The 17,932-nt window shown below is 55.6% G+C and carries 14 protein-coding genes and 1 pseudogene; 9 read left to right on the top strand and 6 right to left on the bottom strand.

Going from position 1 to position 17,932, the window contains the following annotated elements; all coding sequences use genetic code 11:
• The first annotated feature begins 261 nt into the window (after positions 1-261).
• The 5 genes from CLV88_RS02085 to CLV88_RS02065 all read left to right on the top strand — a co-directional run bounded on the left by CLV88_RS02085 (position 262) and on the right by CLV88_RS02065 (position 7,138).
• Positions 262-1,935 (top strand): sulfatase-like hydrolase/transferase, encoded by a 1,674-nt coding sequence (locus CLV88_RS02085; protein WP_106606700.1) that lies wholly within the window; start codon positions 262-264, stop codon positions 1,933-1,935.
• Positions 1,935-3,194 carry an alkyl/aryl-sulfatase gene (locus CLV88_RS02080; RefSeq protein ID WP_106606699.1) on the top strand — a complete coding sequence of 420 codons (1,260 nt, stop codon included), beginning with the start codon at positions 1,935-1,937 and terminating at the stop codon, positions 3,192-3,194. The genes CLV88_RS02085 and CLV88_RS02080 overlap by 1 nt, the downstream gene beginning before the upstream one ends.
• Positions 3,191-5,275 (top strand): TRAP transporter permease, encoded by a 2,085-nt coding sequence (locus CLV88_RS02075; protein WP_106606698.1) that lies wholly within the window; start codon positions 3,191-3,193, stop codon positions 5,273-5,275. Before CLV88_RS02080 ends, CLV88_RS02075 begins: the two co-directional genes overlap by 4 nt.
• A 58-nt stretch (positions 5,276-5,333) precedes the next feature.
• Positions 5,334-6,311 (top strand): TAXI family TRAP transporter solute-binding subunit, encoded by a 978-nt coding sequence (locus CLV88_RS02070; protein ID WP_106606697.1) that lies wholly within the window; start codon positions 5,334-5,336, stop codon positions 6,309-6,311.
• Positions 6,312-6,373: 62 nt separating this feature from the next.
• Positions 6,374-7,138 carry an SDR family oxidoreductase gene (locus CLV88_RS02065; protein WP_106606696.1) on the top strand — a complete coding sequence of 255 codons (765 nt, stop codon included), beginning with the start codon at positions 6,374-6,376 and terminating at the stop codon, positions 7,136-7,138.
• Here CLV88_RS02065 and CLV88_RS02060 read toward each other — a convergent pair.
• Positions 7,123-7,929: a helix-turn-helix domain-containing protein gene (locus CLV88_RS02060; RefSeq protein WP_106606695.1), complete on the bottom strand. Its 807-nt coding sequence runs from the start codon at positions 7,927-7,929 to the stop codon at positions 7,123-7,125. The genes CLV88_RS02065 and CLV88_RS02060 overlap by 16 nt on opposite strands.
• A 1,057-nt stretch (positions 7,930-8,986) precedes the next feature.
• Here CLV88_RS02060 and CLV88_RS02045 point away from each other — a divergent pair.
• Together CLV88_RS02045 and CLV88_RS23720 are read left to right on the top strand one after the other, a co-directional pair.
• Positions 8,987-9,360: pseudogene (locus CLV88_RS02045) on the top strand (urocanate hydratase); the annotation flags it as partial.
• Between the two features lie 12 nt (positions 9,361-9,372).
• Complete coding sequence (locus CLV88_RS23720) at positions 9,373-9,552, top strand: hypothetical protein (protein WP_106606692.1); 180 nt, start codon at positions 9,373-9,375, stop codon at positions 9,550-9,552.
• 257 nt (positions 9,553-9,809) lie between these two features.
• Here CLV88_RS23720 and CLV88_RS02035 read toward each other — a convergent pair whose 3' ends face one another.
• On the bottom strand, positions 9,810-10,325 hold the full coding sequence (locus tag CLV88_RS02035; protein ID WP_243403539.1) for a DUF3299 domain-containing protein: 516 nt from the start codon (positions 10,323-10,325) through the stop codon (positions 9,810-9,812).
• Between the two features lie 25 nt (positions 10,326-10,350).
• Positions 10,351-11,394, bottom strand: a complete 1,044-nt coding sequence (locus tag CLV88_RS02030; protein WP_106606690.1) for a hypothetical protein — start codon at positions 11,392-11,394, stop codon at positions 10,351-10,353.
• 257 nt (positions 11,395-11,651) lie between these two features.
• On the opposite strand from CLV88_RS02030, the gene betC reads away from it, so the two are divergent.
• Positions 11,652-13,184 (top strand): choline-sulfatase, encoded by a 1,533-nt coding sequence (betC, locus tag CLV88_RS02025; protein WP_106606689.1) that lies wholly within the window; start codon positions 11,652-11,654, stop codon positions 13,182-13,184.
• A 22-nt stretch (positions 13,185-13,206) separates the two neighbouring features.
• On the opposite strand, the gene CLV88_RS02020 is transcribed toward betC, so the two are convergent.
• Complete coding sequence (locus CLV88_RS02020) at positions 13,207-15,804, bottom strand: hybrid sensor histidine kinase/response regulator (RefSeq protein ID WP_106606688.1); 2,598 nt, start codon at positions 15,802-15,804, stop codon at positions 13,207-13,209.
• 17 nt (positions 15,805-15,821) lie between these two features.
• Positions 15,822-16,313: a putative pterin-binding protein gene (locus CLV88_RS02015; RefSeq protein WP_106607058.1), complete on the bottom strand. Its 492-nt coding sequence runs from the start codon at positions 16,311-16,313 to the stop codon at positions 15,822-15,824.
• Between the two features lie 298 nt (positions 16,314-16,611).
• Here CLV88_RS02015 and CLV88_RS02010 point away from each other — a divergent pair, with 298 nt between their 5' ends.
• On the top strand, positions 16,612-17,211 hold the full coding sequence (locus CLV88_RS02010; protein WP_106607057.1) for a response regulator transcription factor: 600 nt from the start codon (positions 16,612-16,614) through the stop codon (positions 17,209-17,211).
• A 54-nt stretch (positions 17,212-17,265) separates the two neighbouring features.
• On the opposite strand, the gene CLV88_RS02005 is transcribed toward CLV88_RS02010, so the two are convergent.
• On the bottom strand, positions 17,266-17,910 hold the full coding sequence (locus tag CLV88_RS02005; protein WP_106606687.1) for a sugar transferase: 645 nt from the start codon (positions 17,908-17,910) through the stop codon (positions 17,266-17,268).
• Between the last annotated feature and the right edge of the window lie 22 nt (positions 17,911-17,932).

The following is a 17,932-nucleotide window of genomic DNA, read 5'->3' as shown; positions in this document are numbered from 1 at the left end:
GTAAAGTTGGTTTTTTTGAATATTTAGTATCGGATATACGTCAGGATGTTCCAAAAAGGTTAAATTTCAAATACCTAAAAACCATACCTTGCAAATGCGATTGTTGTGTGAACTAGTTGGCGCGGCTTATTTTTCTGAAAATTCATATGATTAGGTGCTTTTGCAAGGTATGGAACGAATGTGCCACCTGGTGGCATACCGGCGAGTTTGGTCTGGAATGTGAATTGAACTCTGGCATGGTTACGTCAGGGAGGACATTGTATGCCAAAGGATGCGCGCCCTGAGGGGCGTCCCAATATTCTGTTCATCATGTATGACCAGCTGCGCCACGACTATCTGAGCTGCGCGGGGCATCCGCATTTGCACACGCCAAATTTCGACCGGGTCGCGGCGCGCGGTGTGCGGTTTTCCAATACATATGTGCAATCCCCGATCTGTGGTGCGTCACGCATGTGTTTTTATACCGGTCGCTACGCGTCGTCGCATGGGGCGCAGTGGAACGGATTTCCGCTGCGGGTGGGCGAGCACACGTTGGGGGACCATTTGCGGCGCGAAGGCATGGCGTGCTGGTTGCTGGGCAAAACGCATATGAAGGCGGATGCCGAGGGCATGGCGCGGCTGGGTCTGAGCCCGGATAGTGAGATTGGCGCACGGCAAGCAGAGTGCGGATTTGACAGCTGGGTGCGTGATGACGGTCTGTGGGGGCAGGGGCCAGACGGATTTTATGACGAAAAACGCTCTCCCTATAACGAATATCTTAAGTCCAAGGGGTACGAGAGCGAGAACCCTTGGGCCGACTTTGCCAATGCCGGGATTGATGGCAATGGCGATGTGGCGTCAGGCTGGATGTTCGCCAATGCAGACAAGCCCGCAAACATTCGTGAGGAAGACAGCGAGACGCCTTGGCTGACACAAAAAACCATCGAGTTTATTGAGCAGGCCGAAGGCGCGTGGTGCGCGCATGTGAGTTTCATCAAACCGCACTGGCCCTATATTGTGCCCGCGCCGTATCACGACATGTATGGGTCAAACCATGTTCCCCAACCGGTGCGCCACGAGGTTGAGCAGGAGGATCCGCATCCGGTTTTTGGAGCCTACATGGAAAACCGGGTCGCGCAGGCGTTTCAGCGTGAAGATGTGCGCCAAAAGGTGATTCCGGCCTATATGGGGCTGATCAAGCAATGCGACGATCAGCTGGGCGTGTTGCTGGATTACCTCGAAGAGAGTGGCAAGATGGACAGCACGATGATCGTGCTGACGTCGGATCATGGCGATTATCTGGGCGATCACTGGCTGGGTGAAAAGGATCTGTTTCACGAGCCGAGCGTAAAAATCCCGTTGATTGTCAGCGACCCGCGGCCCGAAGCCGATGCGACGCGGGGCACGGTGTGCGAAGCGCTTGTGGAATCGATTGATCTGGCGGCGACATTTGTGGACGTGGCCAGTGATCGAGTGCCGGATCATATTATCGAGGGGCTTTCCCTGCTGCCGTGGCTGCGCGGAGAAACGCAAGAATGGCGCGAATTCGCGGTGAGTGAATACGATTATTCAGCAACGCCACAAGCGGTCAAGCTGGGCGTTGAGCCCCGCGATGCACGGCTGTTTATGGTGTTTGACGGGCGATACAAGTTGATGCACGCCGAGGGCGGTTTCCGGCCCATGCTGTTTGATTTGCAGCAAGACCCGGAGGAATTCCACGATCTGGCCAAGGGCGATGCGCATGAGGCCGAGATTGACCGGCTTTATGCGTGTCTGGCGCGCTGGGGGCTACGGATGTCGCAGCGGGTCACAAAATCGGAAGACGATATCAAGGCGATGCGCGGGCGTTCGCTCAGACGGGGAATACTACCGTTCCTGATTGATGGGTCCGAAGTACCCGACGAGTTACTGGAAAAGTACCGCGGTAAGGCAAACAAAAAATACGTGGGGTCCTGATGGCACATCCAGCGTTGATCGAACACAACAAGCAGTTTCCCAAAGGGGTCATAATGTTGGCGCCGGGTGTGTGGAGTGCGGTGGGGTTTGCGGCATCTAACGTTCACATGGTCGAGGGTGCCGAAAGTGTCACCATTATTGATACCTCAGAGAGCACAAGCGCAGCTGAGAATATCCGTGCGGCGTTTGCCGCACATTGCGACAAGCCGATTGGGCGGATCATCTATACGCATTCGCATCGCGACCACATTTCAGGTGCGAGGGTGTTTTCGCAGGGAGGCGACGTGCCGATCTGGGCCAGTGCCACATTCAAGTCTGACCTGATCGGCGTGGATGAGGGGATGATCGCTCCCAACAAGGCACTGGGACGACGCACTCAGGCGCAGTTTGGCATTGGGCTGAACAGTGAAGAACGGGTGTCGCTGGGCTGCGGACCCGGTGATCGCCCGATGCAGGGGTTGGGGGCAGGGTTTATTGCGCCAACACAGCGTGTCGCGACCGATCAGGCGCTTGATCTGGACGGGGTGCGGGCAGAGTTGATCCTCGCCCCCGGCGAAACTGAGGATCATATGATGGTCTGGTTGCCGGAAGTCGGCGTGCTGTTTGGCGGAGACAACTGGTACCACGCCTTTCCAAACCTCTACGCTATTCGCGGCACAGCTTATCGCGATTTTGCTGCATGGGCCGCAACACTGGGGCAGATGGCGGCGCTTGGCGCAGATGTGCTGGCGCCGGGGCATACGCTGCCTGTGGCTGGTAAGGAAAAGGTGCGTGAGGTGTTGGGCACAACGCGCGCGGCGATTGAACACGTGATGCAGTTCACGTCCGATGCAATGGATCGCGGGCTGTCGATGGATGACATTGCCGCGACGATCACATTGCCCGAGGCCTTGGCAGATAAACCCTGGTTAGGCGAGTTTTATGGTAAGATCAGCTGGTCCGCGCGGGCTTTTGCCGCCGGAACTCTGGGCTGGTATGATGGCAATCCGACTAATCTGGGTACGTTGTCCTCAAAGGCGCGCGCGTTGCATGTCGCGGCGTTGGCGGGTGGTGTGGACGCGTTAGTCGCTGCCGCGGGGTTGACGGGCGATTTGCAGTGGAAGCTTGAGATATGTGATCACTTGTTATCGCTTGGCCATCCAGCGGAGCAGATGAAGGCCGAGGCATTGGTGGCGCTGGCGGAGGACGAGATCAATGCAACGGCGCGTAACACGTACCTGTGGGAAGCCAAGCGGCTTATGGCGGAAGGCACGTCATGAGCGCGCCCGCAACCAGCGAACGCAAGGTTGGCGATATCCTGTCATTTGGATTTGTGATTGTGATCCTGATATATGCTGCATCAGGTCCAATCACAGATTTTGTGCGCTGGTTCATTGAGGTCACGACACCGGGGTTTGACGAATTGTCCCGACGGGATCAGCGCAAATTGATGCGCAGTCACTGGCTCGGCGCGGGTTACAAAGATTTTGAGCGTTCGTTCCTGTTGCCGACCGGGTTGATATTGGGCCTGCCGATCCTGTTTTCATTTGCCATTTCGTTCCTGTCGCTACCGATGCGTTGGCGTTGGCTGAATTGGGCATTGGCGGTGTTGTCGACAATGACGTTCATGGCGTGGGTCATGAAGCTGTTTGCCGTGGATGGGGGGGCGTTGCCCGGCGCGGATCCGGTTGATTTTGTGCTGTTTCCGGTGGCTGTGCTGCTGACGCTGTACCTGACATGGCGGCAGTTCGGGACGTTCATCGTGGGGTTCTGCCTGTTTTGGATCATCTACTTTTTTGTAAGGGGTTTGCTGCCGGAATGGACCGGTATTCTGGCCGGGTCAGAGAGCACGTTTGAACAATCCATGCGCTCGATGGTGTTAAACTTCTGGGCCCAAACGGGAGGGATGTTTGGACAGCCCATCCAAGTGGTTTCGGGCAATGTGTTGATCTTTATCGTGTTTGGCGCGGTGATGATGGCGTCGGGTGCGGGTGATCTGTTGATGAAGATCGCAAACTTGCTGACGGGACGATTCACGGGTGGCGCAGCGCACGCTGCGGTGGCGTCATCGGCGTTGTTTGGTACGTTAAGCGGGGCGGCGATATCCAATGTTGTCTCGACCGGTGTGATGACCATTCCGGTGATCAAGAAATCCGGTTTCAAGCCAGCCTTTGCCGCGGCGGTTGAGGCGGCTGCGTCAACCGGCGGACAGGTTATGCCGCCAGTAATGGGCGTAGTGGCGTTCTTTGTGGCCGGTCAGATCGGGCTGGAATATCGCTATATCGTGGTGGCGGCAATTGTGCCGGCGATCTTCTTCTATCTGGGTACGTTTCTGACCGTCTATTTCGAGGCGCGCCGTCAGGGTGTTGGACCTGTACCTGTCGACGCACGGCCCAAGCTGAGCGGACGGGAAATGGCGCAGTGTCTAGTGTTTATCATTCCGCTGGGCGTGCTGAGTTACATGCTGTTTGCGCAACCTTCGGTGCCGCGCGCCGGTTTCTTTGGGTTTATCGCTGCTTTGGCCTGCTCGCTTGTGTTATTTCCGGCATTTCGCAGCCGATCGCGCGTCTATCGCGCCTTTGTCGAGGCAGGGCGGATGTCGGCTTCGATCATCGTGATCGTTACGGCGATTGGGTTGATTGTGGGACTGATTCAGGTGTCTGGCTTTTCCGGGCGGTTGTCGCTGTTGTTGGCGCAGCTGGCGTCAGGGCCATTGTTCACAACGCTGATCGTGGTGGCGATTGGGGCGATCGTGCTGGGCATGGGATTGCCGCCTGGGGCGACCTATTTCATCATCGTTATTGCGCTGAGTTCGGGCATTGAGGCGGTCGGGATTGCGCCGCTGACCTTGCATCTGTTTGTGGTGTTCTTTGCCGTAATTTCAACGGTCACGCCGCCCGTGGCGCTGGCAGCATTCGCGGCGGCACCAATTGCCAATGCCGATCCGGTAGTGACCGGGTTTCAGGCGGCCCGGCTGTCGTTGGCGGGGTTCATGATCCCATTTGTATTCGTCTATCACCCGGCGGTTTTGTACCAGTTGCAAGAACTGTTTGGATGGTTTGGCGGTGAGGTCCCGACGTCAAAGGCGATGATAGACATCGACAGCGTTGGATGGGGCGATCTGGGATGGGTCGTGATGGCGTTTACGATGTCCATGTGGTTGCTGACCTCTGCCCTCACCGGTTTTGAGAAAAACCGTCTGTTTGGGTGGGAACGGATTGCACGTGGTGTGATTGGCGTGGCGGTGCTCTGGCCAAGTATGACCGTCGCACTCCCGGCGCTGGGCGCGGCGGCGGCGCTGATTGTGGGACATAGGTTTTTGAAGGGGGAGCCTTCGGCGGTTGATGTGACAACGGTGTGAGGTCGGCCTGAACTGGCGAAAAAACGAATGACGCGAAATTCTTAGGGAGGAGATAATAATGCGACATCTGATAATTACGGGCCTGACGGCCATAGCGATGGCCAGCCCGGTGGCGGCAGACGATACGACGCTAAAAATGGCGACTATCGCGCCTAGCCTTGGGGCGGCAATTTCGATGGCGACCTTTGCCAACGTGGTGAATGATAACCTTGACGGGGTTGAGATCGAAGTCTCGGGGGGCGGTGCGGCCACATTGCACATGATGGAAGTGGCGCGCGGCAATCTGGACATGTCAATGACCAGCCCGGTTGTCTATAACCTGATGTCGGCGGGCAAGGCGATGTATGCCAAACAGGCGGATGCGCCGGAGCTGGCAAAGAACCTGCAACTGATGATGTGGTATCCTTATGGGGCCTATCACTTTGCGGTGCGCGCCGATAGCGACATCGAACTGTTGGATGATATCGAAGGCGCGTCGGTGTTTCTTGGGCCGCAGGGCGGAGGTGCCTATAACGCTGCCAAGGGGTGGATCGAGGCGACAACCGGAATGGTGCCCGGCGAAGACTACGACGCAATCAAGGCCAATTGGCAGACCGGGTTTCAGGCGTTCATGGATGGCAAGATCGATGTTTATGTGAACGGTTGTCTCGACCCCTGCGGCCAGTTCATCCAGTTTACCGAAACCGAAGAGGTGCGTTTCCTTGCACCGGAAAGCCACGAGGGCGAGGCGGTCGACAAATACCTTGGCAAGTGGCGCTATCGGGCCGAAGTGCCGGCGGGGCTTTATGCTGGTCAAAAGAACGACAGCGCGGTGATGTCGTTTGACACGGCTGTGGGCATTGGTGTGCGGGCTGATCTGGATGAAGAGACAGTTTATCTGATGACCAAGACGTTCTGGGACAACATTGAACAGGTCACGTCTGATGCACCATGGGCCAAGGCGCTGGACATAGAGTTCGCAGCCTCGAAACGCGGGTTGATCGAGCTACATCCGGGCGCGGCGCGGTATTACAAGGAAGTGGGTGTGCTGGACTGATCTGCGACCATGGGCGCCGGGACACCCTCGGCGCCTTTTTTCTTTGACGCGGAGGAACAGGTATGCGGGCAGCAATGACCGGAGCGGCCACAGGGATTGGCGCGATTGTGGCGCAAAAGCTGAAGGCACGCGGCTATGAAGTGGTGGCGTTTGATATTGCCGAGCCAGAGGGCGTGGATCAGTGGGTGCAGACCGACATGTCCGACCCTGCCGCGATTGCGCGGGCGGTGTTAGAGGTCGACGGGCCTTTTGAGTGTTTGATCAACAACGCAGGCTTGCCGCCGCGCGACGGGTTGGAGGAGACTATCCTTGCAGTCAATTACCTTGGCTTGGTGCAGCTGAGCGAGGCGATGTTGCCCAAGTTGGCGCCGGGTGGTGCAGTAGTGAACACAGCCTCACGCGCTGGGGCGATGTGGCGCGACAACTTAGTTCAGGTCAAAGCGCTGATGGCGCTGAGCGGGCCAGAGGCGTTAAGCGGGTTTGTTGCGGAACAGCAGATCGATTACGTGCGCGCCTATAATCTGTCAAAAGAGGCGGTGATCGCGTGGACGCTGGCCCAGACCGAGCGGTTGATCGCGATGGATTTGCGGGTCAATTCGGTCAGTCCAGCGGCGGTGAGCACTGGCATTCTGGAGGATTTCACGGCGGCATTTGGCGAACGTGTGGCCAAGAATATCGCGCGGGTCGGGCGGCCCGGACGGCCCGAAGAGGTGGCCGACTTGATCGTGTTTCTGGCAGGGAGCGATAGTCACTGGATCCGGGGCTGCGATCATGTGATCGACGGCGGCATGTCGGCGCTGGCTCAGACAGATCAGCTGGGATTGTGAGCGACGCGGGTCGCGTCGAACGCGTCGATGTCTTGCTGAATTGCCTCGACGCTGACGCGTAGGTCAGACAGGTATTTCGCGGCAAAATCGTCGGCTTCCATAAAGGCTTTGGGCCAGAGCAGCGGTACTGCCCCCCAGAGAGTGCCGTGTCGGTATAGCGGCAAGGCGATGGCCTGAAGCTTGTCATGCACCACGGTTTTGGTGAACCGCCTGCCATAGCCCACAGTCCTAGTGTGTGCGAGATATCCCAATAAGTCATCCCATGTGATGCCAAACCGGGACGCGCGGAAATTCGGGTCCATGTCGTCTGTTTCAAATAGCGCGCGGGTGCGAGCAATTGGCATCAATGACAGGCAGAGCAGGCCAGAGGCCGAGTAGAACAGGCCAACCTTGTGATCAAGCGGTGCACGGTAGAGATTAAACGGGCTGATGGAACGGGTCGATTCCACGATCCGCATCGAGTGCTCTTCGAGCAGGTGCAGATCCGTGGGCCAGCCAATGCGATGGGTCAGCTCCAGCATGTGAGGCAGAGCGAGGTCCGCCACTTGCGCAGCCGCCGGGCTGATCGGGTCAATAGAAATGTCAGGCAGTGTCATCGTTGCGCGATAGAGTTGGTCAGCCAGGGACCGGCGGACAAACCGACGCCGGGCAAGAGTTGCCAGCAGGCGTCGCAAGGTCGATTTGGGCAAGCCGGTGGCGCGGTGCAGGTCGGCCAGCGACATGGATTGATGCTGGGCCAGTGTTTCCAGCACGATCAGGCCGCGCTCGAGTGATCTGTTCTCCTTGAGCATATTGAGATTGTGACCGCCATGGCCAGGCAGTCAAGCGCAATCAGAGCCGGGTGTTGATACGATAGCCCGAAGCATAGTGCGCTTGGGCCAGAGTGACCGCGGCCATGTGGTACATTCGGCGTTGAAAATCGGCCTTCCGACGGAGTTTTGCAAGAACTCGCCCGTGGAGCCTATAGTGCGGTTGGCAAAAATCGAGAGTTTGAGTTTGGTGATTGGGACATTCTGGATCAACCAAGTGACGGGGCGCTGGCCTAGGGCGGTTTTGACGTTGACCACTTCTTTCAATTGTTCCGCGATATGGTTGTGAACCAGGCCGTTTTGGATAGCGTCAAACAGGCGTGCAAGTTCTTTGGGAGACGCGGTGCAGCGAATTTGGGATTGTGCCAAGATGCGTGTCGGTGGGCATGGGTTTTAGTGAATCTGGACAGGCATTGCGCCGAGCGAGAAACCTGTCGACGCTGTCGTTTGACAGGTGCTGGCCACCCGAAAGCGGCTGTTGGGACTCTCTAGCTTGGGTGTAGAACACGGGCAGGTGCGGGTGGCTGATACCAGGTTTCTAAACAGCTGAGATCAAGCACCCCATCACGCGGGCGTGGTTGCGGAATTGTAGCGGGTCAAGGCACTGCATTGGATGGCAGAGCAGTATGACTGTCATTCTATCCGCTCGAACATTCCTCTTTGTTCGTGGGCGAATTGCCGGTGTTGAACATCGTGACTGATGGTGGCGTGTCCTATGCGGCAGTGACCGTACCGCCAACGCAATATATCGCTGCAGCCTCGGGTTTAACTGCTGTTTTGATCGAACGGTTTAATACGGGGTTGGACGACACGGCATTATGGGCGCCCAGATCATGGTATTCACGCCGGGCAAATGAAGATCTCAAAGCGGGGCAGAATACACGAAACGCCAACTTTAGAATTTGATGACGGCGGGGTGACGCAGTGTCGACCGGTCTTGCTGGAATTGTTGCAGAAAGTAAGTGCGCTGGCGGTGTAAGCCGAGATGAGTGGTAAGCGGAGCAAGACACGAGGGAACTGAACAAGAAACAATTGAGATGTGTATCCACCTACTGGCGCCGAGTTGAAGCCAAGAGCAGGTTGGCGGAAGCACTACAGCGGAATTTGATGAATAATCTTCATCTTGCGGCGGCCGAGAACCCGCATGATATGGTGGATGATGGCGGCATTGGCCGTGCGACGCGCACGTGGAAGGATTTAACTGTCGATAGCCTCAAAGCCTTGGAGACGGACGAAACACTGGCGTAAAATTTGGGCAAGCCGGTCGCGATTGTGGCGATACACAAAGACGCGCCGCGTGAATAAACCGCCAATTCGGATCCTGTGTCGCATTGGGCCATTTGAGCCCATTTCAACGAGATCGATAAGAAAGGGTTAACCTTGAACGGCCAGATCCCTGCTGGTTCGTGGATCTAAGCCGGCCGTCTGGGGATTGGACCGTTCTGTTGGACTGCGCTGTCGGGAAATCTGGAGGAAATTTGCAAGGCAAATGCCAGGGTCGGCCAGCTGTTGCCGGACAACCCACACTTACACAATTGGCAGGGCACGATGCGCAGACGGTTTTTGTTTCAAGGCCTTACGCCGCAGATTTGTGGGGTGGTATAGGTTATAGGCACCGGCTAGGGTTTGCGTTTACCAAAATGGTAGTGAGGATACGGCCGCGCAGTTAGAACGTGTTTTTCCGAATTGACCCGACTTCGAAGGTATGGCGGCATGCAGATACGGGCTATGTAGCTGCCAAGGATTTTGCTCGGTTCAACAGACTGCGCCTGCCGGGCTTTTGGTACGAGCAAGTAGCGCCAAAAATTGAATTGGTTAATCGGGTGCTCGCCCACGCGACAGGTTCACATTCGAAACCGAATTCAGGTGTAGGGTTCGATCTTGTCCGCCGAGAGCGCGTACCCGACTTCGGCCAACTGAGTTGTCGCCGCAGCTGTGCCAAACATGCCGGTGATATAAACCGGTTCGAACAATCCCTTGCTTTCGTAAGGCGTAGGAGAGGTGACAAAAATCAGCTGGTTGGGCGGTGGCGGCGGGACGTGAACACAGGCACCGACATAGGGCACAAGCAGCCCCGCGGTGACACGTTCACCGTCGTACTCCAGCGGCACAAGGTACCCGGGAATACGCACGACCTTGCCATCGTATTTTTTCGTTACCTGGCCGGACGTTTCCTGATCAAACGGTGTGCTCAGTTCTCCGTGCTGTATAACCCCAAGCTCGCGCAGTTTCGCAAGGGTCTGACCGCCGGATTGTGGGACCAGATCGCTCCAATTGAGTTGGATCGGTTCTTCTGTGGCCAGAAGCGCAGTTGGGAGGGCAGCATAGCCTGCCATGGCTGTGGACCGGATCAGCATTGATCTGCGGGAAAGTGTCATTTCGCGTCCTGTGAATGTTTCGCCATTAGTTTTGCGCTGCGGCGTATTCGTCAGCCAAGGCAACGTATTGCGTCAGTGTGAGCATATCCAGCGGCGATTTGAGCTGGCCGCTGCGCATGACCTTGGACATGGCAGGACCAAGGGACCAATCATAGCGAGCGCCAAACTGCCGGGCCACCAACGGGGCTAGCGCGGGGTCTGACAGCAGCGTGTTTGTCACGTGTTTCTGAATGGCATCGCGGGTGTCAGGATCGCCGGTTGTGCTGTGGATGGCAAAAGCTTCGGCCAGCATCTCGCGGCTGAGGGGGATAAGTTCGGCATCAGACAAGTACGTCTCGGCCAAAAACTGCACCGCCTCGGGGCCGCCATTTTCAATGAGCGCCGTTGCGTAGGCCCCAAGCATGGCGCCAGCATAGCGCGTATTGCTGGCGACACCTTGTTTCAACAGCGTATCAACTCCGTCGCCACCCGCCATGCCAAGCAGCAGAATGCGGATCGGTTTTAGCCCCCATTCGGCACGGTTGTTGAGGCTGTTGATCGTATTTTGCACATCCAGCGCAATGTCGATGCTGCGCAACGTGCCGTAATAGGCGAGGTCCAGTTCTTGCAGAGCCAGGGTGCGGACATCTGGGTCGGGATGGTCAATCAACGTCGCGAAATAGCCGAACCGTTGGGGGTCATCGCCCATTTTCCACGTCTCAAGATTGCGCATCACATAATCAAGCACCGGGTCCATGTCTTCGTCAATGTAGGCAACACGTTGCCACGGGCCGTATGCGCCATCGCGTGCAAACAGCACGTGGTTGTCGGCGTTGGCCAGCAGCTTGCGGCGCACGTTGGAATCCACCAAATGCGGGATGTCGACATTATCCTCAGGACCCAGAAGGGCGGTTACATCGCCAAACCCGTAAGGATCAGACGCACTGGGGCGCGCCAGCACGATATGATCGCTGCCCAAGAGCTGCTCAACAAAGGTGACTTGGGGCGTATAGCTGTGAAAGCTGCACGCCAAGGCGGATGTCGTTGTCAAAAGGGCGGCTGTGGCCAAGGTGATAAATGTTTTGCGCATGATGAGAGAGTGCCAGAACCAGAGAATGATTGAAAGTCACGTCCACTTTATCCTGTCACCTGAAGCGGCTTAGCAAAAGTCACATTTGCCATCAGAGCGCCTGTGCAGCGGGAAATTGCCTAGCTGCTGATTGGTAAAACTTTGTTGAACCGATCCTGTGGCATACGTTGCTGAATCGCGACGATGCATACAGGATCGTTGACAGGTCTCTGGCGATCGTGTCCGGTGCTGAAAGGGACAATTGCGGGAGGGTTTTCATGTCGGGCAAAGCGCCAAATATTGTGTTGATCATGGCCGATCAGCTGGCTCCACATTTTACGGGCACATATGGGCATCCTCTAGTGCAAACCCCGCATATGGACGCGCTGTCAGAGCGGGGTACAGTGTTTGATGCTGCCTATTGCAACTCGCCGCTTTGCGCGCCGTCACGGTTCAGTTTTATGGCTGGACAGCAAGTCTCTAAAATTGCCGCCTATGACAATGCCAGCGAATTTGCCGCGTCGATCCCTACCTTTGCGCACTATCTGCGTATCATGGGATATCGAACCTGTCTGTCTGGCAAGATGCATTTTGTCGGCCCCGATCAGCTGCATGGGTTTCAGGATCGTCCGGTGACGGATATTTACCCAGCGGATTTTGCCTGGGTGCCGGATTGGGAAAACGCTGATCAGCGGATAGACGATTGGTACGCCAATATGGACGTGGTCCAACAGGCGGGCGTGGCGGCAACCATGTTTCAGCATGATTACGACGACGAGGTCGCCTTTTATGCGCGCCGCCAGATATTTGACTATGTGCGCGATGGCGATGATCCGTTCTGTCTGGTGGCCAGCTTCATGCATCCCCATGACCCTTATGTTGCGCGACAGGAATTCTGGGATTTGTATGATCCAGATGACATCGACTTGCCGTTGCACCCGATGCGACGGGATGATCAGGACCCGCATGGGCGACGGGTTATGGACGGGATCGAGGCGAGCAAAGTTGAGCCAACCAAAGATGAGCTGAGAAACACGCGGCACGCCTATTACGCCAATGTGTCATTCTTTGACAGCCAGATCGGAGCATTGGTCAAGACGCTGGAAGAGGCGGGGGTGATGGATGAGACGGTCATCATCGTGACGGCGGATCACGGCGAGATGCTGGGCGAGCGCAGCCTTTGGACCAAGATGAACTGGTTTGAGCGGTCTGCGCGGGTGCCAATGATCATCGCCGGGCCGGGCATCGAGGCACAGCGCATACCTAATTGTTGTTCATTGGTCGATATGTTGCCAACCATGCTGGATATCGCCGCCAGTTCCGGAACGGCGTGGCCCGAGCTGGGCCAGCCGATTGACGGGCGTTCCCTGTTGCCGGTGTCGCAGGGGCAGACCGATGAGGTTGATGAAGTGTTTGGCGAATACTGCGCTGAATGTTTATCGCATCCGTTGTTCATGATCCGGCGCGGCAGGTTCAAGTACATCCATTGTGAGGTTGATCCACCCATGCTGTTTGATGTGGTGGCAGACCCAGAGGAGCGCATAAATCTGGCCGAAGATCCGGCCCATGCCGCGCGCTTGAAGGCATTTCAGGCCGAGGCAGAGGAACGATGGGACAGTGAGTCGATCCGGGCGGATGTGATCAAGACACAAAAGCAACGCCGGGCCGTGCATCAGGCCATGACTGCCGGGCCTTTGACGTCATGGGATTTCAACCCGCCGCGCGATGCCAGTCAGGACTATGTACGCAATCACAAGCTTTGGACAGACGTTGCCGACAAAACGCGCCTGCCACGTTGGTCGGGGTCCTGACCCCAGCGCCTTGTGTGAAACGTTAGATATCTGTTTGCGACGGCAAAAGTTCGGCAAGCTGGCTTTTCTCGCGTATCCACGCAGCACTCAGGTCTTGCTCCAGGTGCCGCAATTCCGCTGAAACCGATTGTAATTCATCTTCGAGAAGACCGAGCAACCGCGCTACCTCTTCGCAACCCAGAACCGACGCGGAGCCGGCGCATTTATGGGCCAAAGCCGCAAATGCTTCGCGCTCCAGTTGAGGTATCGCGGTCATGGACACCTTGGCAAGGACTTGATCCATGCTGTGAATAAATTCAGTAACCAGTTTTCTAGCCGCGTCTGGGCCCTTACGTGCAGCCAACACAGCCAAGACTCCCTGAAACTCTTGACTGTGCGGCGAAACATTTCCACTTCCTGCAGCCGCATGTGTTTTGATGGCCTGCATCAGCACGCTGCCGGTTAAAGGTTTTACAATTGTCTCGGAAATTCCCGCGCGATGAAACCTGTCCTGATCCTGAGGAAGCGCGTGTGCTGTCAAAGCAAGGATCGGAGTGTTGCGATTGGGGCCGTCGCCATTACGAATGATGCCGGATGCCTCAACCCCGTCCAGTTCCGGCATACTGATATCCATTAGTATCAGGTCATAAGCTTGTGTGTTCGCCATTTGGACACCTTCGACGCCATCATGGGCGACGTCTGGCAAATGGCCAGCCTGCTCTAGCATATCCATGGCCACCAGGCGGTTGATTTCATTGTCTTCAACAACCAGAATTTTCGCGGGCGTTAGTGCCTGTGGGGCTTGGGCCGTGGTGGTTTCATCAATGTTAGCGGCTTGTAGATCCGTATCGTTGTCAACGGGCTTGCCGATTGGCAATCTGATCCAGAAGATGCTGCCGACGCCGGGTTCGCTTTCCAATCCAATTGTTCCGCCCATGGCAGAGACGATACGCCGTGATATCCCCAGGCCAAGCCCGCTGCCTTCGGCCATCCTGCCATAGCTTGTGTCCAATGTGCGAAAATCTTCAAAGACGGTTTCGTGATGCTCGGGGGCGATGCCTATGCCGGTATCGGTGACTCGGAATTCGACCGTCTCGCCGTCAGACAGCTGGTCACAATCCACCGATATTTCGCCGTTTTTGGTGAATTTATTCGCGTTCGCAACAAGGTTAAGTACCACCTGCAACAACTTGACCCGATCGACCCAGATCCGGTTTGGCGCATGGTTGGCATCATACACAATGTTGTTGCCGTTCGCGGTGAAGGCCGGGCGCTGGCTCTCAACCAATTCTTCCAAAAATTCAGTGGGTTCGAGCTCTGAATTTTTGATTTCCATAAGCCCGGAATCTGCGCTCGACATGCTCAGTACACCGTTTACGTGATGCAAAAGCAGGTTGGCGGACGTTTCCATTCCCGAAAGATATTTACTTTGTACAGTGTCCAGCCCGGTACCGCCCAACAGTTCCATTGTGCCGATCAGACCGTTCAGGGGTGTGCGCATCTCATGGCTCATGACGGCAATCAAATCAGCTTTGGCTTTCTCGCCCGCCACGGCCTTGTCCCGCGTTTCGATCAGCTCCTTTTCTACCTCAACACGTTTGGAAATATCGCGCAGATAAGACACAAAAATAGCCTTTCCATTGGCCGTGGCCGAGGAAATGGAGAGTTCAACCGGAAAAACGGAACCGTCTTTGCGTTTGGCCTCCAAAAGCAGCAAACCCTGTCCGACGACACGATGTTCGCCGGTTTGTCGATACCGCGCCATGCCGGCTTCGTGTGCCTCTTGCAGATGCTCTGGAACAACCAGTTTGCTCATCAATTGGCCAATCGCCTCTTGCCGAGTGTAGCCAAAAATTCGTTCGGCGGCACCGTTGTAGTCGATTATATGGCCATCCGTGTCGATGGTAAGAATTCCGTCAATTGATGTCGAAATGACCTCTTGAATGTGGTTGCGGGATTCTGCGGCGGCGGATTCCGCCTGAACGCTGCGCTGTACAAGTTTGAGCAGAAACAGCACCACAACAAAAAAGATCGCGACAAGAGCAATTGTCAGAAACGCGATCCGCCCCAGTAAGTTACCAACAGAATTTCTGTGAGCGTCCGAGCGTTTTGCAAATTCGCGAACACCGGTCAATGAGAACCGACGAACATCAGGTGCAATGTTGTGCAATTCCTTTTCTATCTCTGGAAGTCGCTGGCGTAGGAAAGCATCTGAGTTGTCAAAGATAGGGGCGAACGTGTCCAGAAATCCGGTCAATATTGCCAAAGCGGCCTTGGCGTCTGGTTCGTTACGGATTCCTGCGAATTGTTGGCCAGAGACCATCGTGGCCACACGGCTGTAAAAAATATCGAACCGATTGCGCAGTTCGTCCAAACCTGTGTTTTCGTCATCTCTGGCGGCCAAGACCGCAAATTGTAGCCGCCTGAGATCTACCTCGGTTTGGGCAAGCGACCATTGCGATGTGTCTGCCGTTGCCGTCGCTTGATCATCAATTTTCTGCCTCAGGCTCCCGGCGACAATAAAGATCATTACGGCAATGACTGCGATCGCGGCGGCAGAAGCCACCAGGCCAGCGCCCTGAAGTCTGCGAATTCGAAATTTGGAAAGGATGTATTTCAATGATTTCAAAACTTTCGGCATGGGGGCGGCCGGCGAGCCTAGTCACTCACCATAATCCGATCAAGTTGCCATATGCTTTGCGAATACACAATTTCCGTGCGGAATTTTGCGTCTGAGTCATAAGGGTACACGATCCAGAGAGGCCCTTTCTCGCGCACTGACATTTGTTTGTCATTTCTCAGAAACGCGATGATTGGCCCATCCTGCAAGGCATCGGACATCGGGATTTCAACGGCATAGTCGTTGACGGCGGTTGCCATCAGAACGCCGGATTGCAGGTTGAGCGAAGCCACAAGTTTCGACAGAGGCACGCCGGTAAATGTCTGTTCACCCTCGGTCCAGGGGGTTGTCGTGGTAAAGCTGACTTCTCCAATGTCGCGCAGCTGGGCCAAGTCATACTCCTGTACCCTGAGCGCGCCTGAATCGGTCGGGATGCCAGAGACCGTTAAAATAGTCTCGTTGGCCATTGCCGAAATCGCGGTGAAGAAAAGAAGCGTTAGCGCCATCACACCTTGCAATAAATTCCTCATAAGTCGTCCCCATGCCTGATTGATGATGGCGCTGAAGGTGCCATGAACATTCGCGCAGGTCACAGGCGCATAAGTTTGTTCGCACTCTACTTTCGTATAGGTGACATGGCGAATTTGCCAAAAATGCGTGCTTTTGGTCAGAGGATTGCGGAAATCGCCCATGCTATACCTTTGATTAATAGAAATCCAACACAGACTCTAACGAGTGCAAATTGGCAGAGGACCAGCTATGCATAATCTACATTCAGAAACGCCACCGCGTGTATATTCTCAAGCGGTTCAAGCAGGTAAATTGACGATGCGAGTACTTATTGCTGACGACCATGATCTCGTACGCGAAGCAATCGCGTCTTTGTTGGAGCAAGAGGGGATCGAAAACGTTGAGACGGTTTCGGATTTGAACCAAGCAATCGCGCGTGTGAATGACAGCGGCGCATTTGATTTGGTGCTTTTGGATTACAAAATGCCGGGTATGAATGGCCTTGATGGTTTGGCGAAGATGAAGGTTGCGAATGGCGGCAAGCCTGTTGCGCTATTGTCAGGCAATATGTCCCGCGCAGCGGTTCAGGATGCCATCGATCAGGGCGCGGCAGGGTTTGTGCCCAAGACGATGTCGTCAATGTCCCTGAGCAATGCGGTGAAATTCATGATCGCCGGGGAAACCTTTGCGCCTTATAATTTTATGCAAGACGCGGATTCCGCCGTTGGTAATCTGAGCACACGCGAAACAGAGGTGTTGCGCGGTTTGTGTGATGGTCTTTCCAACAAAGAGATTGCACGTGATCTGGATCTGCAGGAAGCGACCATTAAGCTGCACGTCAAAACCTTGTGCCGAAAGCTTGAGGCGCGAAATCGGACCCATGCAGCCATGATCGCGCGGGATCAGAATTTGCTGTGATATGCGAATGGGGCCTGAATACGTTTTTCTTACTGGCCCCAACCCAAACCTAATTCAATAGGCACCTCGCCCGCCAATCACTGCACTCACCGTTCGCAAGAGAATGTGGATATCCGTCGCGACAGATACCTGCCGCACATAATCCAGATCCAGAGCGATCATGCCGTCAAACCCGATCTCGGCGCGGCCCGAGACCTGCCAGAGACCGGTTATGCCGGGCAGGACATTGTGCCGTTTATGGGCGATTTCCGGGTATTGCGCGACTTCACATGTCAATGCCGGGCGCGGACCCACGAGTGACATATCTCCTTTGATCACGTTGAGGACCTGGGGCAGTTCGTCCAGTGACCAGCGGCGTAAGACCCGGCCAATGGGTGTTACCCGAGGATCGCGTTTCAGTTTCAGACAGATGCCCTCGCGGTCGCTTTGTTTTGCAACCTCGCTGCGGCGTTGTTCTGCGTCTACATACATGGATCTGAATTTGAGCATTTCAAAGGTTCTGCCGTCTAACCCCACGCGTGTTTGCACAAAAAATGCAGGGCCACGTGACGATGTTTTTACGGCTAATGCAATGAGTGACAGAACAGGGGCTAGGACCGGCAGCGCGATCATGCAAAGCGCAATATCCATCACCCTTTTGGATTTCCAATGCACCATTTTTGGCTTGGTGCAGGCTTGGTTCACGGTCGTCATTGTCATTGGGAAACCTCCATACGTGGGA

Origin of the sequence: Shimia abyssi (assembly GCF_003014475.1) — a bacterium.
Taxonomy (GTDB): Bacteria; Pseudomonadota; Alphaproteobacteria; order Rhodobacterales; family Rhodobacteraceae; genus Shimia; species Shimia abyssi.
This window is presented reverse-complemented; position numbering and strand designations above follow the sequence as displayed.

Coding starts and splice junctions, on each gene's coding strand:
- CLV88_RS02085 (WP_106606700.1), top strand. CDS start 262: ATGCCAAAGGATGCGCGCCCTGAGGGGCGTCCCAATATTCTGTTCATC.
- CLV88_RS02080 (WP_106606699.1), top strand. CDS start 1,935: ATGGCACATCCAGCGTTGATCGAACACAACAAGCAGTTTCCCAAAGGG.
- CLV88_RS02075 (WP_106606698.1), top strand. CDS start 3,191: ATGAGCGCGCCCGCAACCAGCGAACGCAAGGTTGGCGATATCCTGTCA.
- CLV88_RS02070 (WP_106606697.1), top strand. CDS start 5,334: ATGCGACATCTGATAATTACGGGCCTGACGGCCATAGCGATGGCCAGC.
- CLV88_RS02065 (WP_106606696.1), top strand. CDS start 6,374: ATGCGGGCAGCAATGACCGGAGCGGCCACAGGGATTGGCGCGATTGTG.
- CLV88_RS02060 (WP_106606695.1), bottom strand. CDS start 7,929: ATGCTCAAGGAGAACAGATCACTCGAGCGCGGCCTGATCGTGCTGGAA.
- CLV88_RS02035 (WP_243403539.1), bottom strand. CDS start 10,325: ATGACACTTTCCCGCAGATCAATGCTGATCCGGTCCACAGCCATGGCA.
- CLV88_RS02030 (WP_106606690.1), bottom strand. CDS start 11,394: ATGCGCAAAACATTTATCACCTTGGCCACAGCCGCCCTTTTGACAACG.
- betC (WP_106606689.1), top strand. CDS start 11,652: ATGTCGGGCAAAGCGCCAAATATTGTGTTGATCATGGCCGATCAGCTG.
- CLV88_RS02020 (WP_106606688.1), bottom strand. CDS start 15,804: ATGCCGAAAGTTTTGAAATCATTGAAATACATCCTTTCCAAATTTCGA.
- CLV88_RS02015 (WP_106607058.1), bottom strand. CDS start 16,313: ATGAGGAATTTATTGCAAGGTGTGATGGCGCTAACGCTTCTTTTCTTC.
- CLV88_RS02010 (WP_106607057.1), top strand. CDS start 16,612: ATGCGAGTACTTATTGCTGACGACCATGATCTCGTACGCGAAGCAATC.
- CLV88_RS02005 (WP_106606687.1), bottom strand. CDS start 17,910: ATGACAATGACGACCGTGAACCAAGCCTGCACCAAGCCAAAAATGGTG.